We start from the raw sequence: 26,050 nt of genomic DNA on the forward strand, positions 1-26,050 counted from the left end.
GAAGAGGGATTGGAGCATAAAAAAACCCGGACACTGGATCCGGGTTTTTGTGATTGAGCGGCGGCTTACCTCAACGCCTCTACCAAACTGCTGATAAACACCGCGCTGTCGATAATGCCATCATGATCGGTCTCAATCATCACTGAGCGCTCGATGCGCCCTTGGCTGATCACCGTTGCCATTTGCTGCTCGATCAGGTCCTTGAAGCGCCCTGCCCGGCTCATGGACGCCCACCAACAAGTGACGGGCGCCTTGATCGGCTTGAAGTCAGCTTGCAGCAAACGCTCACTGAGTGCCCGGTCAACGTCCCAGGAAATCTGCGCCTCATTGCCACGCAGTAATTCATCCTTGATCACCGTGAAGGCTTCGCCCAAAGACTGTTCAGCCCAATTCACAAATTCCCGCCATTGTCCCGTTTCATCCTCGCTATCCCGTTGGCATTGCTGCCAGGCGTGTTGGATGGACTCGGCGAACTCAGGAAACATAACCCCCAGCAACGCTGCGCGGCGCTCATTGGCTGAGATCTCGCGAGCGTCCTCGACCACCACTGCGTCCCAATAGGGTGTGACCCATTGCGGCGGCGCAGCGTCGATCCAGCCGACAAACTCCACTTCTCGGCCGGCTTGCTCCAGGCCGTAGGCGACCTCCATCGCCAGGTTGCCGCCCAATGACCAGCCACCCACGCGGAACGCGCCTTCGGGTTGGGCCACCAACAATTGCGCGGTGTAGTCCTCGACCATTACCTGCCATTGCGGCACCGTGGCGCCCAATTCGGCCAAGGCACGACACATGACCCCGAACACCGGGCGCTGCTCGCGCAAGGCCAGGGCAATCGCGGTGTAGCAATGCACCGAGCCGAAGCTTGGGTGGAACAGGAACAACGGCGTGCCTTGCGTCTGCTGGTTGAGCTTGACGATCAACGAAGACCGGCTATTGCCCTGCAGGCATTTGACCTGTCCCGCCACAGTAGGGTTAAGCATCAGTTGGCTGACAGACAGGTTCACGCCGCTGACCTTGCGAATTCGCTCCTTGAGCATCAACACTCGCAATGAATGGCCACCGAGCTCGAAGAAGTTGTCGTTGAGCCCTACGCGCTCCACCTCCAGCACCTCGCTCCAGACCGCTGCGATTTGCTGCTCGATCTCGCTAACGGGCGCCTGGAATTGCGCGGCACCGTGAGCCTCTGGCTTGGGCAACGCCTTACGGTCCAGCTTGCCGTTCGGGCTCAACGGCATCTGCGCCAGTACCACCCACTGCGCCGGGACCATGTAGTCGGGCAACTGCTCGGCCAGGTGTGCAACTACCCCTGCCTTCCACTCTTCAAGGGGCTGTTGCAGCACCAGGTAACCCACCAGGTGGGTACCGTCCACCGCCAGCACCGCGGCTTCGCGGACATTGTCGAGCTCCAGCAGGCGCGCTTCGATTTCGCCCAACTCTATGCGCAGGCCGCGCAGTTTGACCTGGTGATCGATGCGCCCGGCATATTCAATCACGCCATCGTCGCGATAACGCGCCAGGTCACCGGTGCGATACAGACGTGTGCCGCTGCCGAACGGGTCGGTCACAAACCGCTCGGCGGTAAGTGCCGCACGGCGGTGATAACCCCGCGCCAAGCCAATACCGCCCAAATACAGTTCGCCCAGCACGCCCACTGGCGCAGGTTCCAGGTTGTCGTCCAGCACGTAGCAGCCCAGGTTGGCAATGGGTCGGCCAATAGGTACGGCGTCGCGACCTTCCTCGACACAGGTCCAATGGGTTACGTCGATAGCGGCTTCGGTAGGGCCGTACAGGTTGTACAAGCCGGCGTGGGGCAATTTGACGAACACCTGTTGCTGGGCATCCGCAGGCAACGCTTCCCCACTGCAAACGATGTGTTGCAGGCTCTGGCATGAAGTAGCCGCCGCGTCTTGCAAGAACGCTTGCAACATGGAAGGCACGAAATGCAAGGTGGTGACCTGTTGCTCGTTGATCAGCCGTACCAGCCTGGCTGGATCACGATGATCGCCCGGTGCCGCCACTACCAGACGCGCGCCGGTCATCAGCGGCCAGAAAAACTCCCACACCGACACGTCAAAGCTGAACGGAGTTTTCTGCAACACGCTGTCGTGCGGCGTGAGCCCATATGCCTGTTGCATCCAGCACAGGCGGTTGGTCAGCGCGATATGGCGGTTGCCAGCGCCCTTGGGCTGACCGGTGGAGCCGGAGGTGTAGATCACATAGGCAAGGCTTTCGCCGTGCACCGGGATATTCGGGTTGTGGCTGCTGAAGGTTTCCAGCCAAGTATCGCCACATTCCAGCACCAGGGTTTGTACACCGGCGGGAACCGGCAGTTGCGCCAGTAGATGAGCCTGGGTCAACAGCAGTTGCACACCACTGTCCTGCAGCATGTAGGCCAGGCGATCACGAGGATACTCGGGGTCCAGCGGCACATAAGCGCCACCGGCCTTGAGCACCGCCAACAGGCCAACTACCATCTCCACCGAGCGCTCTGCCGCCAGCCCCACCAACACATCCGGGCCAACCCCGGCCGCCATCAAGCGATGCGCCAGGCGATTGGCCCGGGCGTTCAACGCGCTGTAACTCAAGGCTTGCCCCGCGAAAATCAAGGCAGGTGCATCCGGTGTACGCAGCACCTGAGCCTCGATCAGCGTGTGGACCGCTTGATCCAGCGGGTAATCCACCGCAGTCGCATTCCAATCATGCAATACCCACTGCCGCTCGGCCTGCGCCACTGAGGGCAACGCGCCAAGGCGTTGACTGCCGTCGCTGGCCAGGGCCAGCAGCAACTGCTGGAAGTGCTCGGCCAAGCGCTGGATATGCGCGCCGCTGAAAGCGTGGCGGGAGTAATTGAACTCCAAGCCCAGTGTCTGGCCAATAGCCAACAACACGGTCAATGGATAGTGGGTCTGTTCCAGGCTGTGCACTGCGCCAAAACGCAGCCCCGACGGTGCGCCCTGCTCCAGCGCCTCGGACACCGGGTAGTTCTCGAACACCAGGATACTGTCGAACAGCGCCTCTCCACCCAGCCCGGCCCAACGCTGGATCTCGAACAGCGGCGTGTGTTCATGCTCACGCAAGCCAACGTTCTGTTGCTGAAGTTGCTCCAGCCAATGGCTGACCGACATTTGCGCATCCGGCGTCGCCACCACCGGCAGCGTGTTAATGAACAAGCCGACCTGCTGTTCAATCCCACGCAGTTCCGCCGGACGCCCTGCTACCGTGGCGCCGAATGCTACGGTGGCTTGCCCGGTGTGGTGATGCAACAGCAACAACCAGGCGCCTTGCACCAGGGTATTGAGGGTCACCTTGTGACGTTGGGCGAAGGCTTTGAGGTGTTCGGTTTGCGCAGCATCCAGGCTCAAGCGATGCTCGCCATTCACCGCCTGGGCCGCATCCACCTCAGTCTCTATGGCATCGGCCAGGCGCGTGGGCGCCTGCAAGTTGACCAGTTGCGCCTGCCAGAACGCCTGGCTGACGGCTTTGTCCTGTGCCTGCAGCCAGGCGATGTAGTCGCGGTACCGCCCGGTAGGCGCTGGCAGCGGCTCACCGGCATACTGTTGCAACACCTCGCCGAACAGCTGCGAACCACTCCAGCCATCCATCAAAATGTGGTGATTGGTGTAGATCAGGTGGTAGCTCGTCGCCCCCGTGCGTACTAGCGTCAAGCTCAACAGCGGTGCCTGCTCCAGGACAAAACCCTGGGTGCGTGCCGACTCGGCCAGCTCATCCAGGGCCTGGTTGCAGTCCTTACGGGTCTGCCAATCCAACGCCATAAACGGCAGGCGCACCTGCTTGTAGACCACCTGCAAAGGCTGTTCAAGTTCCGCCTGCCAGACAAAACCGCTACGCAGGATCTCGTGGCGTTGCACCGCCACCTGCCAGGCCTGGTGGAAGCGCGCCACATCCAGGCCCTGCACATCAATGCGCATCTGGTTGATGTAGTCACCCGAACCTTCGCCGTACAGCGATTGGAACAGCATGCCTTGCTGCATGGGTGACAATGGGTACAGGTCTTCGACCTCAGCCACGTTCAGTGCCAAGCCATCCAACTGGTCCTGGGACAACCGCGCCAACGGGAAGTCCGACGGCGTCACGCCCTGATGCGCCGACTCACAACAATGATCAATCAGAGCCTTGAGTTCCAAGGCATAGTCGTCGGCCAAGCATTTGACGGTTGCTTCACCGAACATCGCCTGGCTGAAACTCCAGTTCAACTTCAGCTCGCCACCATAGACCTGACCGTTGATTTCCAGCCAGTTGCCCAAAGGTGCCTGCGGGCTTTGCTCGGCACCGCTGGCATCAGCGGTCGGCGTGAACAGTCCTGGCTGTTCGCCGCTGTCGAAGCTGGCATCGAACTGCCCCAGATAGTTGAAGGTGATACGTGGCTGCGGCAAGGCCGCCAACGCCTGTTGCGTTGCGGCATTACCCAGGTAACGCAGGGCACCGAACCCCAGGCCCTTGTCGGGTACGGCTCGCAGCTGCTCCTTGATGCGCTTGAGGGAAGCAGCCAGGGAATCGGCCGGTACCAGTTGCACGGGGTAAAGGCTGGTGAACCAACCGACAGTGCGAGTCAGATCGATGTCATCGAACAGATCTTCGCGGCCATGACCTTCAAGCCGGATCAACGTCGAAGCCTCGCCGCTCCAGCGCGTAATAACTCGCGCCAGGGCAGTCAACAGCAGGTCATTGATCTGGGTGCGATAGGCACTCGGCGCGTCGTGCAGCAAGCGCCGAGTATAGGTGGCATCCAGGTGTGTGCTCACACTCAGGGCCAGTTGGTTGCTCAGGCTCGCCTGTGGATCGGCGCCCGGCAAGCCGACCGGACTGCCCTGCAATTGCGCCTGCCACCAAGCCAGCTCGTGTTGTAACGCCGGGCTGTGGGCGTAGGTCTGCAGGCGAGCAGCCCAGGCGCGGGTGGCGCTGGTCTTGGCTGGCAGTGTCACAGGGGCGCCTTGGGCCAGTTGCTGATACGTGCTTTGCAAGTCTTCAAGCAGGATGCGCCACGACACACCGTCCACCACCAAGTGATGGATCACCAGCAACAAGCGCTGTGAACCGTCGGCCAACTGCGCCAACACCGCACGCAATAACGGGCCTGCGCCTAAGTCGAGACTGCGTTGGGCCTCTTCGCCCAAAGCCTCAAGTTCTTCGACGCTGTTCAATGTGGTTTGCCATAGCACTTGTTCAGCCTGGTGCTGATCCGGACCACGGTAGGCCGCGCTCCAGCCCTGTGCGCCCTCGACAAAGGTGCTGCGCAAGGCATCGTGATGCACGATCAACGCCTGCAGTGCGGCCAACAACAGCGGTACCTGCAACGGCTGGTGCGGTTGCAGCACCGCAGATTGGTTCCAGTGATGACGCTGGGTAATCTCATCGGCAAAAAAACTGTGTTGCACCGGCAACAACAGCAAATCGCCAGTCAGCGGCGACTGATCCATCTGCACCACACCGTCGCCTTCCCTCGCGACCGTCGCCAGGCTCTGCACCGTCTGATGCTGGAACAACTCCTTGGGCGTGAAACGCACACCCGCCTGGCGGGCGCGGCTGACCAGTTGAATCGAAATGATCGAATCGCCGCCCAGCTCGAAGAAATTATCATGCAGGCCCACCTGTGGCAGGCGTAGCACATCGGACCAGATCGCGGCGATCTTCTGCTCCAACTCGCTCTCGGGCGCCACATACACCTGCTGCATCTGGCTCACATCCGGCAGCGGCAACCCCTTGCGGTCGAGCTTGCCGTTGGGGGTCAGCGGCATACGCTCAAGGAACATCAAATGCGTCGGCACCATGTAGTCCGGCAAGCGGGTTTTCAAGGCGCGCCGCAAGGTTTCGCGACCGTTTGATTGAGCGACAGCATCACCCAGGAGCGTCGGGTCCAGTGGTACGACATAGGCCACCAGTTGTTTGCCGGTCGGCCCCTCCTGGGCCACCACCACGGTTTCACCGACACTGGCTTGCTCACGCAAGCGCGCTTCGATTTCCCCCAGTTCGATACGGAAACCGCGGATCTTCACCTGATGATCGACACGCCCCAGGTAATCCACTACGCCATCCGGACGCCCGCGGGTCAGGTCGCCGCTGCGATATACGCGAATGCCGGGCTTGCCGAACGGGTCCGGCACGAAGCGTTCGGCGGTTAACGCCGGACGCTCCAGATAACCCCGGGCCACGCCCTCGCCGCCCAGGTACAACTCGCCGGCTACGCCGATGGGTTGCAGGTTCAGTTGCGCATCCAACACGTAGCCACTGCGGTTACCCAACAAAGTGCCGATGGGCGCGTAGACGGCGCCACATAGGTCGCCCTTGCGTGCCTTCCACAACAGCGGTGTGACCACGGTTTCCGTCGGGCCGTAGCCGTTGAACAGGTACTTGGGTTTCAGCGCGCGCCACGCCAGGTCATAGCTGGCCTGGGCCACCGCATCACCGCCAAAGCAGTACACCCGCACCGCCGGCGGGTTGCCGTCGCGCTCGGCATGTTCGGCCAACTGTTGCAGGTACACCGGTGGGAACACCGCCATGGTCACGTTGTGGCGATGCATTTGCTCATAGGTGTATTCCGGCAGCCACAGGCTGTCATCACGGATCAACACGCTGGCGCCATTGATCAGCGGGTGCATCCAGCCTTCGTGGGAGCCGTCGAAGGCGAAGGACATGAAGTGCAGTTCGCAATCGGCCGGGGAGGTTTCATAGCGCTCGCCAGTGGCGATGATATGCGCCACCAGCGGGCCGTGTGACACCGCCACGCCCTTGGGCAAACCGGTGGACCCGGAGGTGTAGATCACGTAGGCGAGGTTGTCGCCGTCCAGCGCCACAGTCGGGGCCGTATCGCTGTAATCCGACCAGGCTTGCACCTGATCCACCGCCAAGGCGTCGAGGCCGTCCGGGATCGGCAACCGGTGTTGCACGGCCGAATGGGTCAACAGCAATTTCGAACGACTGTCTTGCATCATGTACAGCAGGCGATCACGCGGGTATTCGATATCCAGCGGCACATACACACCGCCGGCTTTCATCACCGCCAGGAACGCCACCATGATTTCGGCACTGCGCGGCATGGCGATGGCCACCCGCACTTCCGGGCCGACGCCACGAGCGATCAGGGCATGGGCCAGGCGGTTGGCCTGGCGATCCAGTTCGCCGTAGCTCAGGGTTTGCGCGTCGAACTTCACCGCCACCGCAGTCGGGTTTGCCCGGGCGCGATCGGCAAACAGTTGATGCACCAGGCGCTCGGCCGAAAAGCCAGACTCCGTGCGGTTCCACAGTTGCAGGATCTGTTGTTGTTCGGTCGCGTCCAGCAAGCTTAACTGGCTGAGCTGCTGCCGTGGGTTGGCGACCATACCTTGCAGCAGGTTCTGCCAGTGACGCGCCATGCGTTGCACGGTGCTGGCTTCGAACAGGTCCTGGGCATAACCCAAGGTGGCCCATATACCTTCGGTGGACTCCTGAATATCCAGGTCCAGGTCGAAATGTGCGGTCTTGCTGTCCCAGTCCAGCCCTTCTACCCGCAGCCCTGGCAATTGGTGCTGAACCTGAGCCTGGCCGATGTCAGTCTGATGATTGAACATGACCTGGAACAGCGGGTTGTGGCTCAGGCTACGCTCAGGTTGCAGGGCTTCCACCAGTTGTTCGAACGGCAAATCCTGGTGGGCCTGGGCTTGCAGGGCGCGTTGCCGAACGTGCTGCAGCAACTGCTCGACACTCATCTGCCCATGCACATCCGCCTTGAGCACCTGGGTGTTGACGAAGAAACCAATCAAGCGCTCGGTCTCGCTGCGATTGCGGTTGGCAATCGGCACGCCGACACGTATTTCTTCCTGGCCGCTGTAGCGGTGCAACAAGGTCTGGAACGATGCCAGCAACAACATGAACAGGGTCACGCCCTGCTGGTGGGCCAAAGCCTTGAGCCCCTGGGTGAGTTCGGGCGCCAGCTCGAACGCCAGGCGCGCGCCGCGGTGGCTCTGCACAGCCGGGCGCTGGTGATCGAACGGTAACTCCAGCACGCTCTGCTCACCGCCCAACAGTTCACGCCAGTAGGCCAGTTGACGTTGCTTCTCACCGGCGTCCATCCAGCTGCGCTGCCATACGGCGTAGTCGGCATACTGGATCGGCAGCGCCGGCAACTGCACGTCCTGGCCTTGGCTGTAACCGGCATACAACTGCACCAGTTCCTCGACCACCAACTGCATCGACCAACCATCGGAGACGATGTGATGCTGCACCAACACCAACACATGCTCGTCGGCGGCCAGGCGCAACAGCGTGACGCGCAGCAACGGGCCTTGTTGCAGGTCGAACGGATGGGCGATCAGCGCTTGCACCCTGGCTTTGAGCTGGGCGTCATCGACATCAGCCTGGGTGATCGGCAAGGACATTGGCGGCTCAATCACTTGCACCGCGCCGTCGTGATCCTGGCGGATATGGGTGCGCAGGCTTTCATGACGCGCCAGTAAGCTATCGAAACTGCGTTGCAACGCAGCCAGGTCCAATTGCCCTTTCAGGCGCAGCGCGCTGGGAATGTGATACGCCGCGCTGTGGGGTTCCAGTTGCCAGAGAAACCATTGTCGCTCCTGGGCGTAAGACAGTGGCAACGGCTGCACGCGCCCCGCCGGCAGTAGGGCCGGCGCCGTTGGCAATAGGCTCTCCTGGGTTTGCAAGGCCGCGACAAACGCCTCCAGCCGCGGGTGTTCGAACACGGCTTTGAGCGGCACTTCCAGGCTCAGGGTCTGGCGGATGCGTGACACCACCTGCATTGCCAACAGGGAATGCCCTCCCAGTTCGAAGAAGTGCTGGTTCAAGCCCACCCGTTCGGCCCCCAGAATAGCCGCCCAGATCGCCGCCACCTGTTGTTGCAACGGGGTGACCGGCGCTCGCCAATCCTGTTGTTCCACGCTGGCATCTGGCTTGGGCAGGGCCTGGCGATCCAGCTTGCCGTTGGGGTTGAGCGGCATGCGGTCGAGGAAGATCAGGTGCGCCGGCACCATGTAGTCCGGCAGGTGGTCGCGCAAGGTGGCCATCAACTGTTCACCAACCTCGGCGCGCTCGGTTTCAGGCAGCGTCTGCGCAGGCACCAGGTAGGCCAGCAGTTGGTTGTCGGCAGCCAGCAATAGCGCTTCACGCACGCTGTCCTGGGCCAGCAGCACGGTTTCGATCTCACCCAGTTCTATGCGAAAGCCACGGACCTTGACCTGGTGATCGACCCGCCCGACATATTCCACCACACCATCGGCGCGATAACGCGCCAGGTCGCCGGTGCGGTACAGGCGCTCGCCGGATGGGCTGAACGGATCAGCGACAAAGCGCTCGGCGGTCAGGCCTGGCCGTTGCAAATACGCACGGGCCAAGCCATTGGCACTGGCGATATAGAGTTCACCCACGGCGCCCAGCGGTAGCAGGTTCAGGTCACGGTCCAGCACATACAGGCCACGCCCTGGCAGCGCCCGGCCAATGGGGCTGGCACCGCCGGCGCCGACGGCGCTCGGGTCAGTGCAGTCCAGCACGCTGGAAACCACGGTGGCCTCGGTAGGCCCGTAGGTATTGAGCAAGCGCACATGGCCGAGCCCGGCGCGCTGCCACAATAGTGGGCCGTCCAACGGCATGGCTTCGCCGCCGATATGGATCTGGCGCAAAGCACCATAGGTCCTTGGGCCTGCTGCCAGGCAATCTTGCAGGAACAGCTTCCAGTAGGCCGTGGGCAAGTCGGCCAGGGTAATGCCCTGGGCGATGATCTGCCGATACAGCTCGGCACCGTCCCATAACTGCGGGCCACGCAGTACCACGGTGGCGCCGAGGGTCAGGGCTGGATATAGCTGCTCGACGAAACCGTCGAAGTTCAAGGTGGCAAACTGCAGCACTCGGTCCTGGGCAACCAGTTGCGAGTAATCCGCCGCGATGCCAGCAAACTCACTCAGTGCAGCCTGGCTGATGGCAACCCCCTTGGGCTTGCCTGTGGAGCCGGAGGTGTAGATCACATACGCCAGGCTCTGGGGCTCGACATCAACCGGTAAATTACTGTCGGCACACAACGCCAACTGCGCCTGGACCCGGTCGATGTCCACTGCCAGCACCCGGGCCGGCAACGGCAGACGCCCATGCAGGTGGGATTGGGTCAACACCAGGCCCACACCACTGTCCTCAAGCATATGCGCCAGGCGTTCGCGGGGGTACTCAGGGTCCAGCGGCACATAGGCCGCTCCTGTCTTGAGCACCGCGAGCAAGCTGACCACCATGGCAAAAGAGCGCTCCACGGCGATCCCCACCAGCCCTTGGGGGCCGACGCCCTGGGCCAGCAGGTAATGCGCCAGGCGGTTGGCCTGACGGTTCAGCTCTCCATAGCTGAGGGCCTGCTCATCCAGGGCCAGGGCCTGACGTTCCGGCTGCTGATCAGCCTGGGCTTCAAACAGCCGGTGTACAGCCTCAACGGGGGTGACACCCGCCGGGGTGTTCCAGTCCTGGAGCATCCTGTGTTGCTCAGCGGCGCTCGCCATCGGCAGTTCACAGAGGCGGCTGCGGGGTGCACTCACCACCGCCTGCAGCAGGTGCTGCCAATGTTGCGCCAAGCGCTCGATGGTGGCGGCATCGAACAGGTCGGTGGCGTAGGTCAGCGCGGCCCAAAGCCCGTCGGCGGATTCATGGGTGTCCAGGCTCAGGTCAAAATGGGTGGTCTGGCTGTCCCAGTCCAGTTCCACCACACGCAGGCCCGGCAACTGTTGGCCTTCGCGGCCGGCCTGGGCCTCGGTCTGGTGGTTGAACATCACCTGGAACAACGGGTTATGGCTCAAGCTGCGTTCAGGCTGCAATGCCACCACCAGTTGCTCGAACGGCAGGTCCTGATGAGCCTGGGCCTCCAGGGCGCGGCGTTTGGTTTGTTGCAGCAGCTCGGCAAAGCTCATCTGCCCGTCAAGGTCAGCCTTGAGTACCTGGGTGTTGACGAAGAAGCCGATCAGCCGCTCGGTTTCGACACGGTTACGGTTGGCGTTCGGCACGCCAATGCGGATATCCGACTGCCCGCTGTAGCGATACAACAGGGCTTGGAACGACGCCAGCAGCAGCATGAACGCGGTCACACCCTCTTGCTGCGCCAGGCGCTTGAGCCCCGCCACCAGCGTCGGTTGCAGATGCACCTGCAGGCTTGCACCGCGATGGCTTTGCTGCGCCGGGCGCGGGCGGTCAAGCGGCAATTCCAGCACCGGTTGCTCGCCGCCCAGCAGGGCCTGCCAATACGCGAGTTGGCGCGCCTGTTCCCCGGCTTCCATCCAGCCGCGTTGCCACAGCGCGTAGTCGGCGTACTGGATCGGCAGTTCCGGGAGTTGCAGGTCATGGCCCTGGCTATGGGCGGCGTAGAGCTGCACCAGTTCCTCCACCATCACCTGCATCGACCAGCCATCGGAGACGATGTGGTGCTGCACCATCACCAGCACATGCTCATCCTCGGCCAGTTGCAACAGCGTCACACGCAACAACGGCGCCTGGTGCAAATCGAACGGCCGCGCCACCTCCTCTTCCACCCGCGCCATCAACTGCGCTTGGTCGACATGCGCCTGCTGGATCTGCACCCGCGCCTGCGGCATCACTGCCTGCCACAGACGTTCATCGTCCTCGACCAATTGCGTGCGCAAGCTTTCATGCCGGGCCAGCAGGCTGTCGAAACTGCGTTGTAACGCTGCCAGGTCCAAGTGCCCGTGCAAACGCAGGGCGCCAGGGATGTGGTAGGCGGTACTGTCCTTGTCCAGTTGCCAGAGGAACCACTGGCGTTCCTGGGCGTAAGACAACGTCGGTGTGTCGCTGTCGTGGCGGGTGGGAGCAATCGGCAGTTGAGCGAAACTCATGCCCCGGCTTTGCAGGCGCTGGTAAAACTGCTGGCGCTGCTCCAGAGGCAAGCGAAGAAAGCGCGACACCAGGTCGATATTAGGGTTGGAAAGCATGGTTCAAATCGCCTCTAGTTCGCTCAAAAAGTCACGAAGGTCATCAAAATCTTCCACGCTGCCGGCGCGGAAAGTGGCTGCGGCCTGCACGTAGGCGCGCAGCGATTCGGTCTGGAACAGTTCCATCAACGGTACGTCCAGGCCGAGCTCGGCCTGCACCCGCGAGGTAATCTGGATCGCCAGCAAGGAGTGGCCACCGACATCAAAGAAGTTGTCGTTCAGGCCCACTTGCGGCAGGTGCAGGATGTCGGCCCAGATTGTGGCGATCTGCTGCTCAAGCTCGGTTTGCGGAGCCAGGTACTGCTGCTGCATCTGGCTCGCATCCGGCACCGGCAGGCCTTTGCGGTCGAGCTTGCCGTTGGGGGTCAGCGGCATCTGCGCCAGGAATACGAAGTGGCTGGGCACCATGTAGTCCGGCAGGTCGGCTTTCAGGGCACGACGCAGGGCGTCACGGAACTCAACCTGGTCGGCCAGGCTGGCGTCGGCCGGTACCACATAGGCCACCAGTTGTTTGCCGGTCGGCCCCTCCTGGGCGACCACCACGGTTTCACCGACACTGGCTTGCTCACGCAAGCGCGCTTCGATTTCCCCCAGTTCGATACGGAAACCGCGAATCTTCACCTGATGGTCGACACGGCCCAGGTAATCCACTACGCCATCCGGACGCCCGCGAGTCAGGTCACCACTGCGATACACGCGACTGCCGGGCTTGCCGAACGGGTCCGGCACGAAACGCTCGGCAGTCAGTGCCGGGCGCTCCAGATAACCCCGCGCCACGCCCTCGCCGCCCAGGTACAACTCGCCGGCCACGCCGATGGGTTGCAGGTTCAGTTGCGTGTCCAATACATAACCGCTGCGGTTGCCCAGCAAGGTGCCGATGGGCGCGTAGACGGCGCCGCAAGGGTCGCCCTTGCGTGCCTTCCACAGCAGCGGCGTGACCACGGTTTCCGTCGGCCCATAGCCGTTGAACAAGTACTTGGGGCTCAGCGCTCTCCAAGCCAGGTCATAGCTGGCTTGAGCAACGGCATCACCACCGAAGCAATACACCCGCACCGCCGGTGGGTTGCCGTCGCGCTCGGCATGTTCGGCCAACTGTTGCAGGTACACCGGTGGGAACACCGCCATGGTCACGTCGTGGCGATGCATCTGCTCGTAGGTGTATTCCGGCAGCCACAGGCTGTCATCACGGATCAACACGCTGGCGCCGTTGATCAGCGGGTGCATCCAGCCTTCGTGGGAACCGTCGAAGGCGAAGGACATGAAGTGCAGTTCGCAATCGGCCGGTGAGGTCTCATAACGCTCGCCAGTGGCGATGATATGCGCCACCAACGGCCCATGAGCCACCGCCACGCCCTTGGGCAAACCGGTGGAGCCGGAGGTGTAGATCACGTAGGCAAGGTTGTCGCCGTCCAGAGCCACATCCGGTGCCGTATCGCTGTAACCGGCCCATTCTTCGGTGCGATCAATCGCCAGGGTATCCAGACCCTCGGGGACTGGCAGTTGCTGCAACGCCCGGCTGTGAGTCAGCAGCAGTTGCGCACGGCTGTCTTGCATCATGTACAGCAGGCGATCACGTGGGTATTCGATATCCAGCGGCACATACACACCACCGGCTTTCATCACCGCCAGGAACGCCACCATGATCTCGGCACTGCGCGGCATGGCGATGGCCACCCGCACTTCCGCGCCGACGCCACGGGCGATCAGGGCACGGGCCAGGCGATTGGCCTGGCGATCCAGTTCACCGTAAGTCAGGGTTTGAGTATCGAATTTAACCGCCACTGCGTCCGGGGTTTGCCGGGCGCGATCGCCGACCAATTCATGCACCAGGCGCTCGGCTGAGAAGCCGGCGTCGGCCTGGTTCCACAGCTCAAGAATCTGCTGTTGCTCATCCTCGCCCAGCAAGCTCAATTGGCTGATGGGTTGCTGTGGGTCGATCACCATTGCCCGCAAGAGGTTCTGCCAATGCCCGGCCATGCGCTCGATGGTCGCCACAGCGAACAGATCGGTGGCATAACTCAGAGAGGCACGCAGGGCCGTCTGGCTTTCTTCCACATCCAGCGCCAGGTCGAACTGGGCCACGCCTTCGTCCAGATCCAGGACTTCGACGTGCAGGTCGGCCAGGCGATGCAGATGGCTGTCGGCAACGCTCACACGGTGGTTGAACAACACTTGGAACAACGGGCTCAGGCTAAGGCTGCGCTCCGGTTGCAATGCCTGCACAAGCTGTTCGAACGGCAGGTCCTGGTGAGCCTGGGCCTCCAGGGAGCGCTGACGCACCTGGTGCAGCAGTTGCTCGGTGCTCATTTGCCCGTGGATATCGGCCTTGAGCACTTGGGTGTTGACGAAGAAGCCGATCAACCCCTCGGTTTCCAAGCGGTTGCGGTTGGCAATCGGCACGCCCACGCGCACATCTTCCTGGCCGCTGTAGCGATGCAGCAACGCTTGGTAAGACGCCAGCAGGAGCATCGGCAGCGTGACGCCAGCGTGCTGCGCCAGTGCGCGCAAACTGCCCAACAACTCCGGATGCAACTCGATACCCAAGCGTGCGCCGCGATGGCTTGGCTGTGCTGGGCGCGGATGGTCGAACGGCAACTCCAGCACCGGTTGCTCGCCGCTCAACTGCTCGCGCCAGTAGGCCAGTTGACGCGCCTGCTCCCCCGCCTCCATCCAACCGCGCTGCCACACGGCATAATCGGCGTACTGGATCGGCAGCGCCGGCAATTGCACGTCTTGGCCTTGGCTGTTAGCGGCATACGCCTGCACCAACTCTTCGACCATCAACTGCATCGACCAGCCGTCAGAGACGATGTGATGCTGCACCAGCACCAGCACGTGGTCGTCCTCGGCCAGGCGCAGCAAGGTGACCCGCAGCAGCGGCCCACGCAGCAGGTCGAAAGGCTGGGCGATCACCTGCGCGACCCGCGCCTTGAGGCCGGCATAGTCGCTGTCGACCTGCTCGATATCGACCCGGCCCTGGGCGTCAATGACTTGAACCGCGCCGGTGGCGTCCTGACGGAAATACGTGCGCAGGCTTTCATGGCGAGCCAGCAAGCTATCAAAGCTCTCTTGCAGCGCGGTCAGGTCCAACGGCCCCTGCAAACGCAAGGCGCTGGGGATGTGATACGCGGCGCCGGCCGGGTCCAGTTGCCAGAGGAACCACTGGCGCTCCTGGGCATAAGACAGCGGCAGAGGCTGCGTGCGGTCGGCCTTGATCAATGCCGGCGCGGTGACGCCCTCCTCGCCCAAGGCCCGCACGAAATCACCCAGTAGCGGCTGTTCGAACAAGGCCTTGAGTGGGACTTCCAGCGCCAGGGCCTGACGCACCCGTGACACCACCCGCGTGGCCAGCAATGAATGCCCGCCCAACTCGAAGAAATGATCGTCGAGGCCCACCCGGGGCAATTCCAGTACCTCGGCCCAGATCGCCGCTACCTGCTGCTCACGCGGGGTGACGGGCGCTACATGGCCCTTGAGCGACAGGCTGGCATCCGGTTTGGGCAATGCCTTGCGGTCGAGCTTGCCGTTGGGGGTCAGCGGCAGGCTGTCGAGGAACAGCCACTGCGCGGGCACCATGTAGTCCGGCAAGCGCTCGCGCAGCGCGGTTTTATAGACCTGCGCCGCCTGCGGCGCGGCGCTGACCAGGTAAGCGATCAGCCGGTCGTTATCGGCCAGCACCACGGCTTCGCGTACGCCGTCGAACTCACGCAAGCAGGCTTCGATTTCACCCAGCTCGATACGGAAACCCCGGACCTTGACCTGATGGTCGACGCGGCCGATGTATTCCACCACGCCGTCGGCCCGATAGCGTGCCAGGTCGCCGGTACGGTACAGGCGTTCGCCCGGAGCCCCAAACGGGTTGGGCACGAAGCGTTCGGCGGTCAGCGCCGGCTGCCCGTGGTAACCCCGCGCCAGGCCGACACCGCCGATCAGCAGCTCACCGGACACACCTTGGGGGCATGGCGTGAGACCGGCATTGAGGATGAACAAGCCGGTATTGGCGATGGGCCGTCCAACGAACGGCAATGCCTGATGCAAACGATGAGCCGCCGACCAGATGGTGGTTTCCGTCGGGCCATAGAGGTTCCACAACGGGCCTTGCAGGTCGAGCATGCGCTGGGCCAAATCGACGGGCAGCGCTTCGCCACCGCACAGGCAGGCGATGCCACGCAGTGAATGAGCCCGTGGGCTGTCGAGCAACATGCGCCAGGTCGAAGGCGTGGCTTGCAGCACATTCGCCGCCTGACGCTGGGCCAGATCGAGGATCGCCTCGGGGTCGAGGGCCGTTGCCTGGGTGCTCAGCACCACGGTACCGCCGACACTCAGCGGCACATACAGCTCCAGGGCGAAGATGTCGAACGAGAAGGTGGTCAGCGACAACAGCCGCGCATCCTGGCCGACACTCAACGTGCCGGCCATGCCGCTGGTGAAGCTGCACAGCGCCTTGTGACGAACCATCACCCCTTTGGGCTTGCCAGTGGAGCCAGAGGTGTAGATCACGTAGGCCAGATGCTCCGGTGTCACGGCAACCTGGGGATTGTGCTGCGCTGTGCCGGCCTCCTCCACCATCAGCACCTGCACGCCGTGCGGCTGAGCCAGGTGCCCCAGCAGGTGCGGTTGCGTCAGCAATACCCGGGCGCGGCTGTCTTCAAGCATGTAGGCCAGGCGCTCTGCCGGGAATTGCGGGTCGAGCGGCACATAGGCGCCACCGGCCTTGAGGGTCGCGAGCAAGCCAACCACCATGTCCAGGGAACGCTCCACGTGCACCGCCACCAGCACGTCCGGGCCGACGCCCATGTCGATCAGACGATGGGCGAGCCGATTGGCGCGACGGTTGAGTTCGCCGTAGCTCAGGCGCTCATCATTGAAGTGCAGCGCGATGGCGTCGGGTTGCGCCGCGGCCTGGGCCTCAAACAACTGGTGTACGCAGCGTTCGCGTGGGTAGTCGGTGTCGCTGCGGTTCCAGTCGTGCACCATGTGCTGCCATTGCGACGGGCTGAGCATCGCCAGGTCGTCCAAGGCCACCGAGGCATCCTGCAGGACCGCGCGCAGCAGGTTTTGCCAATGCTCGGCCAGGCGTTCCACGGTCGCCGCGTCAAACAGATCCGTGGCGTAAGTCAGCGAGGCCCAGAGACCGTCCGCCGATTCCTCGGTTTCCAGGTTCAGGTCGAATTGCGTGCTGTGACCGGCCCAATCCACTGGCTGCAAAGCCAGGCCGGACAATTGCACCGGGGCTGAACGCAGGCTGTCCTGATGGTTGAACATCACCTGGAACAGCGGGTTATGGCTCAGGCTGCGCTCGGGCTGCAACACTTGCACGAGCTGCTCGAACGGCAGGTCCTGATGGGCCTGCGCCTCCAGGGCACGCTGCTTGACCTGGGCCAGCAACTGGTCGAACGGCATCTGCCCGTGCACGTCAGCTTGCAGCACCTGGGTGTTGACGAAAAAGCCCAGCAGTCGCTCGGTTTCGAAGCGATTACGGTTGGCGACCGGTACGCCGACACGCACCTGTGCCTGGCCGCTGTAGCGGTGCAGCAAGGTCTGGAACGAGGCCAGCAACAGCATGAACAGCGTCACGTCCTGACGCTGGGCCAGGGTCTTGAGTTCAGTCAGCAGCGCACGCTCCAGATGAATCTGGCGGCGCGCGCCACGATGGCTCTGCACTGCGGGGCGTGGATAGTCCAGCGGCAGGTCCAGCAACGAATGTTCGTGCCCCAGTCGAGCGCACCAGTAATCGAGCTGGCGTTGTTGTTCCCCAGCCGCCATCCAGTCGCGCTGCCACTGGGCGTAGTCGGCGTACTGGATCGGCAAGGCCGGCAACCCTGCGTCGCCTTGGTACAGCGCCACCCACTCGTCGATCATCACTTGCATCGACCAGCCGTCAGAGATGATGTGGTGCTGGGTGATGACCAGCACATGGTGATCAGGCGCGACGATCAGCAACTTGACGCGCATCAGCGGGCCGTTGCGCAGGTCGAACGGGCGCTGGATCTCTTCGGTGACAGCCTGCTCGATAGCGCCGGCGTCGACCTCTTGTTGTTCAACCGGCACTGCCAGGCTTGGGTGGATGACTTGCACGGTGTACTCGCCCGCCTCCACAAAGGTGGTACGCAGCGGTTCATGGCGCTGCACCAGGGCCTCGACGGCGCGCTCCAGCGCCGCGATGTGGAGTTCACCGCGCAGGTGCAAGGCGCTGGGCACATGATAGGCCGCGCTGGTGGGATCCAATTGCCAGAGAAACCACTGCCGCTCCTGGGCAAAGGACAACGCCAGCGGCTGCTCACGGCCAACCGCCTGCATCACAGGCGCGGTATCGGCCTGCACGCCTGCGCACGCCGCTGCGAAAGCGGCCAGCGTCGGCTGTTCGAACAGGGCCCGCAACGGCACTTCCAGCTTGAGATCGTGGCGCACCCGGGAGATCACTTGGGTGGCCAGCAAGGAGTGGCCGCCGCGTTCGAAGAAGTGATCTTCCAGGCCAACCTGCTCGACCTGCAACACTGCTTGCCAGATCGCCGCCAACTGGATTTGCAATGGACTTTGCGGCGCCACGTAGGCGGCGCTGGCCTGGTTCAGGTCGGGTGTGGGCAGCGCACGGCGGTCGAGCTTGCCGTTGTGGTTCAACGGCAAGGCATCGAGGACCACCCAATGGCCCGGCACCATGTAGTCCGGCAACGTCTGGCGCAAGCGCGCCGCCAGTGCCTGTGCCTCCAGCGCTTGGCCTTCGGCGGGCACCACGTACGCCACCAACTGCACGCCGGTCGCGCTCGGCTGCGCAAGCACGGCGGCTTCTCGCACATTGGGCAAGGCTTGCAGGCTGGCTTCGATTTCGCCCATTTCGATACGCAGGCCACGAATCTTCACTTGATGGTCGATACGCCCGACGTACTCCAGCGCACCCGCCGGGTTGTACCGGGCCAGGTCGCCACTGCGATAAAGCCGCGCACCGGGCATGGCGGAAAACGGGTCCGGCAAGAAGCGCTCGGCGGTCAGCGCCGGGCGGTCGAAATAGCGTTGCGCCAAGCCAACCTCGGCACCAATGCACAGCTCGCCCACGCCATCGGTGGCCAACAGTTCGAAACCGCTGTCGAGTACATACAGGCCGCGCCCGGCAATCGCCTGCCCGATTGGCACGCCGTAGGCGTCGTTGGCATCGGCCAATTGGCACTCATGCACGCTAGAGACCACCGTGGCTTCGGTCGGCCCGTAGGTGTTGACCAGCCGCACATTGCCCAAGCCCGCGGCGTACCACGCACGCACGCCCTCCACTGACATGGCTTCACCCCCCACATGTACCTGGCGCAGCTTGCCCAGGGAGCGACGGTGCTCGGCGCACTCTTGCGCCAACAGGTACCAGTAGGCGGCGGGCAGATCGGCCAGGGTCACGCCCTGCTCGACAATCTCTTGCGCCAGTTGCCCGGCATCCCAGAGTTCATCGCCACGCATGATCAACGCCGCGCCCGCACACAGGGACGGGAAGCACTGTTCGACAAAACCATCGAAGCTGAAGGTCGCAAACTGCAGCACGCGGTCCTCGGCGCTCAGTCGGCTGTACAGCGTGGCGCTGTCACAGAACTGGCCAAGGGCGGCATGGTCGATGGCCACGCCTTTGGGCTGGCCGGTGGAGCCAGAGGTGTAGATCACATAGGCCAGGTCAGCCGCCGCCGCGTGATTAGGCGGATTGGTCGTCGGGTAGCCGGTCAGTTCGTCGCCACTGGCGCTGAAATCCATGCGGGTCAGGCCGCGGGGCAAAGGCAAGTCGGCGAGCAAGCCGGTTTCGCTGAGCAGCACGTCCAGGCGGCTGTCGGCGAGCATGTAGGCCAAACGTTCCGCCGGGTATTCAGGGTCCAGCGGTACGTAGGCCGCCCCGCTTTTGAGCACTGCCAGCAGGCTGACGATCAATTGCGGGCCACGCCGCGAAGCCAGGCCCACCCGTTGACCGGGGCCGACACCAAGCGCCAACAGGCGATGGGCCAGGCGGTTGGCGCGCTGGTTCAACTGGGCGTAGCTCAAGCTGGCGTCACTGGCCTGCACAGCCAGGGCGTCTGGCGTCGCCTCGGCCTGGGCTGCGATACGCTGATGCACGCGCTCGTTGGCCTGGGGCGCTGCGGCTGAGCGGCTCAGAGCGAGCATCTGCCGTTGCACAGGGGCGTCGAGAAGGCGCAGGTTGCCCAGCGGCATGTGAGCGTCTGCGAGCAATTGCGCCAGCAGGTGTTGCAGGTTGGCGCTCAACTGCGCCACGTGCGCCTCGCTGAACTGGGCACGGTCATAACTGAATTCCAGGCGCAGGCTGGCGCCCAGTTCGATGCCCAGGGTCAATGGATAGTGCGTGCGCTCATGGTTGTGCAGGTGACCGAAGGTCAGGCCGGCCGGCGCGCCTTGCTTGAGCGCCTCGGCGACCGGGAAGTTCTCGAACACCAGCAAGGTGTCGAACAGCGCGCCCTGCTGGCCGGCCCAGCCCTGGATGTCGTAGAGCGGCACATGTTCATGGTCGCGCAGGCTGAGGTTGAGCGCTTGCAGTTCGCTGAGCCAGGTTGCGGCCGACTGGGCTGGCGAGGCTGCGCTGATGATCGGCAAGGTGTTGATGAACAGGCCCAGTTGCTGCTCGATCCCCGGCAGCGGTGCGGAACGCCCGGCCACGGTGGCACCGAAGGCGACGCAGTCCTGGCCGGTGTAGCGTTGCAGCAGTAGGCTCCAGGCGCCTTGCAACACGGTATTGAGGGTGACTTTTTGCTCGCGTGCAAAGTCGCCCAGGCGGCGGGTAAAGTCGCTGTCCAGTGCCACGTGATGGTCAGCCATGCCAACCGCGTCCACCGGCTTGCGCAACGCTTGCGCCAGCAGGGTCGGCGCCGGCAATGCCGCCAGGGCGTTTTTCCAGAACGCTTCGCCCGAGGATTGTTGTTGCAGCCAGGCGAGGTAATCGCGGAACTGCCCGAGCGGCGCCGACACTGCCTGCCCCGCATAGTGAGCGATGACTTCACCGAGCAACTGCGCGTTACTCCAGCCGTCCATGAGGATGTGGTGGCTGGTGAAGATAAAGTGCCAGGCCGCACCGGCACCGCGCACCAGCGTCAGGCGAAACAGCGGCGCGGCATTCAGGGCAAAACCGCGTTCGCGTTCGGCCTGGGCCAGGGTGTCGAAATCGGCGTCGGGGTCTTCGATCACTTCCAGTTGCAGGTCGACCTGGCGCTGGATCAGCTGATGAGCACTGTCCAGGCCCAGCCAATGGAAGCTACTGCGCAGGATGTCGTGACGATCCAGTGCAGCCTGCCAGGCACGCCCGAAAGCGAGCAAATCGAGGCCCTCGATGTCCAGGCGCAACTGGTTGATGTAGGCCTGGGCCTCGGGTTCCAACAGGGTGTGGAACAGCATGCCTTGCTGCATCGGCGACAGCGGATAAAGGTCGGCAATCGCCGGCCCGGCCACGGGCAAGGCATCCAGTTGCTGCTGGGTGAGGCGTGCCAGCGGGAAATCCGACGGGCTCACCTGGCCTGCCGGCGTGGCACAACAATGCTCGATCAGCACCCTAAGTTCAGTTGCGTACTCGTCCGCCAGACCTTGAACAGTTGCCGCCTCGAACATCTCCCGGCTGAACCCCCATTGCAACGACAGCTCGCCGCCATATACCTGACCTTCCAGCGTCAGCCAGTTGGCCAGCGGCGCCTCTGGATCCTGGGCCTGGCCACTGCCCTGACTGGCCGGCACGAACAGTGCCGACTCGTTGAACTGACGGTCGAACTGGCCCAGGTAGTTGAAGGTGATGCGCGGCGCGGTAAGGTTCGCAAGGCTTTCCTGCGCGTGTGGCGCGCCCAGGTAGCGCAGCAGGCCGTAGCCCAGGCCTTTGTCGGGCACGGCGCGCAGTTGTTCCTTCACCGCCTTGATCGCCTCGGGCAACTCGCCTTCGGCGTGCAGACGCACCGGGTACAGGCTGGTGAACCAGCCGACGGTGCGGCTCAGGTCGATGTCGTCAAACAGATCTTCACGGCCGTGACCTTCCAATTGAATGAGCGCAGCAGGTTGCTCGCTCCAACGGCTGATCACCCGCGCCAGGGCGGTCAACAGCAGGTCGTTGACCTGGGTGCGATAGGCCGCTGGCGCGTCTTGCAGCAGTCGGCGGGTGTGCTCGGCGTCAAGGCGTGTTTCCAGCTTGGCGCCCAGGCGGTTTTGCAGGCCGCCTTCGGGGTGATCACACGGCAGCTCGGCGTCGATGGATTGGGCTTGCCAGTACGGCAGTTGCTCCTCGACGGTCTGCGCGTGGCGGTGCAACTGTTGCGCCCAGCGCTGGTAGGCACTGGTTTTTGCCGGCAGCACCTGTTCGCGGTAGGCCTGTTGCAGGTCTTCGAGCAGGATGCGCCAGGACACACCATCCACCACCAAGTGATGGATCACCAACAGCACACGCTGGCTGCCATCGGCCATGCTCACCAACGCGGCGCGCAGCAGTGGACCTTGGGCAAGGTCAAGGCTGCGCTGGGCTTCATCACACAGCGCCGCCAGTTCAGCGTCGGTGCCGGCCTGGCATTGCCACAACAGCGGTTCGCTGACATAGGCAGCATGGCTCTGCTGCCAGCCGCCAGCCTGCTGCACAAAGCGCAGGCGCAAAGCGTCGTGATGCTGGATCAACCGCGCCAGCGCGGCCTCCAACCGTGCAGGCTCAAGCACCTCACCGGGCACCAGTAACAAGGATTGATTCCAGTGATGCCGCGCCGGGATCGGCTGGTCGAAAAAACTGTGTTGGACGGGCGTCAGCATCACCTCGCCACTGACCGGGCCCTGGTCGATCAGGCTGACCTGCTCAAAGCGCGCCACCAGAGCCAGGCTGCGGATGTTCTGGTACTGGAACAGGTCACGCGGGCTCAGGCGAATGCCGGCCTGACGGGCGCGGCTGACCACCTGGATAGAGATGATCGAATCGCCGCCCAGCTCGAAGAAGTTATCGTCCTGGCCGACCTGCTCAACGCCCAGCACGTCGCTCCAGATGGCAGCCAGGGCTGTTTGCAGGTCGCCTTGGGGGGCGACAAATGCCTGCTGCTGCGCCGCATCCGGCAGTGGCAACGCCTTGCGGTCGAGCTTGCCGTTGGCGGTCACCGGCAGCTTGGGCAGCGCAATGAAATGCGTCGGCACCATGTATTCCGGCAAGCTGCTGAGCAACCATTCCTTGAGGCCCGTTGGCGCCTCGCCTGCGTGTACAAGATAGGCGACCAACTGCTTGCCGCCCTGTACCAGTACCACGGCTTCGCGCACGTGTGGATGCTGCATCAGGCGTGCTTCGATTTCGCCCAGCTCGATACGCAAGCCGCGCAACTTGACCTGATGATCGAGACGGCCGAGGTATTCGATTACCCCATCGGCACGTTGGCGCACGCGGTCACCGGTGCGATACAGGCGTTCGCCTGTCACAAAGGGGCTGGGTACAAAACGTTCGGCGGTGAGCGCCGGGCGCCGATGGTAACTGCGCGCCAGGCCGACGCCGCCCAGGTAGAGTTCGCCACTGACGCCGGCCGGCACCGGGTTGAGTTGCGCGTCCAGCACGTAGGTGCCGAGATTGGCGATGGGGCGGCCGATGGGCACGCTATCGGCGCCTTCGTCAATGCAGGTCCAGTGTGTGACGTCGATGGCCGCCTCGGTCGGGCCATAGAGGTTGTACAGCGCCGCAGCGGGCAACTTGGCGAACACTTGCTGTTGCGCGTCCAGGGGCAAGGCTTCGCCGCTGCACACAATGCGCGTGAGGCTTGCGCACGCCTGTACGCCCGGCTCATGGATAAACGCCTGCAACATCGACGGCACGAAGTGCAAGGTGGTGATGACGTGTCGGCCAATGGTGTCAATCAGGCGCGCCGGTTCACGGTGTTCGCCAGGCGCCGCGACCACCAGGCGGGCGCCGGTCATCAGCGGCCAGAAGAACTCCCACACCGACACGTCAAAGCTGAACGGGGTTTTCTGCAACACCGCGTCATTGGCGCCCAGGCCATACGCCTGTTGCATCCAGCTCAAGCGGTTGACCAAGGCGCGATGGCTATTGCCGGCGCCTTTGGGCTTGCCGGTGGAGCCCGAGGTGTAGATCACGTAGGCCAGGTTGAGGGCATGCAAGGCCACGTTCGGTGAATCGCTGCTGTAGCCGTCGAGCAATAGCGCCGGCTGGTCCAGGGCAAATACCTGGATACCGGCGACGGGCAGCGACGCCAGCAGGCTCTGCTGGCTGAGCAGCAACTGAATGCCACTGTCTTCGATCATGTAGGCCAGGCGTTCCCGGGGGTACTCAGGGTCGAGGGGCACGTAGGCGCCACCGGCCTTGAGAATCGCCAGCAGGCCAACCACCATTTCGATGGAGCGCTCGATGCAGATACCTACCAGCACGTCGGGCCCCACGCCCTGCTCGCCCAGGGCATGGGCCAACTGGTTGGCGCGCGCATCCAGTTGGGCGTAGGTCAAGGTGGTGGTACCGAACACCAGTGCCGGTGCATCGGGGCTGCGCCGCGCCTGGTCTTCGATGAGGTGATGAATCCCGCGCTCGGTCGGGTACGCCTCGGCGGTCTGGTTCCAGCTGTGGACCAGCCGTTGCTGTTCAGCCGCGTCAAGCATGGGCAATTCGCCAATGCGCTGTTCGCCATCGAGCACCATGGCTTGCAACAGGCCGATCCAATGCCGGGCCATGCGCTCGATGGTGGGCGTATCGAACAAGTCATTGGCGTAGGTCAGCGCGGCATGCAGGGTGCCGGACTTTTCATAGGTGTCCAGTGTCAGATCGAACTGGGTGGTGCGGCCTTGCCATTCCACCAGGGCCAATTCCAGGCCCGATGCGGTGCTGACCGAGGCGATGTCGGCGACTACCGGCTGATGGTTATACATCACCTGGAACAGCGGCGTGTGGCTCAGGCTGCGCTCGATTTTCAGCGCTTCCACCAGCCGTTCGAAGGGCAACTCCTGATGGGCCTGGGCGCCCAGGGCATGCTCCTTGATACCTTGCAGCAACTCGGCAACCCGGGTTTGCCCGGTCAGTTCGGTGCGCAACACTTGGGTGTTGACGAAGAAACCGATCAGCCCCTCGACTTCGGTGCGATTGCGATTGGCAATCGGCACACCGACGCGAATGTCGCCCTGGCCGGTATAGCGGTGCAACAGCACATTGAAGGCACCGAGCAGCAGCATGAACAGGGTGACGTTGTGTTTTTGCGCGCAGCTGCGCAGTTGCGCGGCCAGTGCCGGCTCAATCGCGAAGTTGTGCCGTGTGCCTTGGTAGCTGGGCATGGCCGGGCGCGGGTGGTCGGTGGGCAGCTCCAGAACCGGATGTTCATCGCCCAGGCGAGCCTGCCAGTACTCCAACTGGCGGGCCTGCTCGCCCGCTTCCAGCCAGCGGCGCTGCCACAGGGCGTAGTCACTGTACTGGATGGGCAGCGCCGGCAGTTGGGGCGCTTCGTTGCGCTCATGGGCGTCATAGCAACGGATGAATTCGTCAATCAGCACATTCATCGACCAACCGTCGGAAACGATGTGGTGCAGGGTCAGCAGCAGCACGTGTTCCTGCTCGGCAAGCTTGAGCAGTTGCACGCGCAGCAGCGGCCCGTGTTCCAGGTCGAACGGCAACAGCGATTGACGGGTGGCGGCGGCGTTGACGGCCTGCTCCCGTGCGTCGATGGCCAAGGCCGTGAAGTCCAGGTGCTCGACGGTCACCGACGGCTCCACCGCCACCTGCACCAGCCGCTCATCAGCCTGACGCTGGAACACCGTGCGCAAGGTTTCGTGACGCGCCACCAGGTTGGCGAACGCTTGCTCCAGCGCTGGCAGGCTCAGCGCCCCCCTCAAGCGCACTGCGCCGGGCAAATTGTAGGCGCCGCTGGCCGGGTCCAACTGCCATAGAAACCACATGCGCTGCTGCGCGTAGGACAGCGCCTGGCGGTCCTCCACCTCCACCCCTGCCGGAATCGGAAACCTTGAAAAATCCACGCCTTCTTTCTGCAAGGCTTGCAGGAACAGTTGGCGCTTTTCCAGGGGCAGCCCGATAAACCGGCGAGCAAGTTTCAAGGAGTCTTCAGCATTCATTTCTTGGAATCCGGGGCAATAGGCGGGAAGCACAAAGGCACGTCGTCCCTATAAAACGAACCGGGCGGGGAAAAATTAGCGGGGGAATGGGG

At 63.3% G+C, this 26,050-nt stretch carries 2 protein-coding genes; both read right to left on the reverse strand.

Going from position 1 to position 26,050, the window contains the following annotated elements:
• Positions 1 to 65 precede the first annotated feature (65 nt).
• A complete protein-coding gene (locus FXO12_RS06775) occupies positions 66 to 11,921 on the reverse strand; it encodes a non-ribosomal peptide synthetase (RefSeq protein WP_057977125.1) in 11,856 nt (3,951 codons plus the stop codon).
• A gap of 3 nt (positions 11,922 to 11,924) precedes the next feature.
• Positions 11,925 to 25,958 (reverse strand): non-ribosomal peptide synthase/polyketide synthase, encoded by a 14,034-nt coding sequence (locus FXO12_RS06780; RefSeq protein WP_160049597.1) that lies wholly within the window; start codon positions 25,956 to 25,958, stop codon positions 11,925 to 11,927.
• Between the last annotated feature and the right edge of the window lie 92 nt (positions 25,959 to 26,050).

The organism is Pseudomonas sp. J380, assembly GCF_009827115.1.
Lineage (GTDB): Bacteria > Pseudomonadota > Gammaproteobacteria > Pseudomonadales > Pseudomonadaceae > Aquipseudomonas > Aquipseudomonas paracarnis.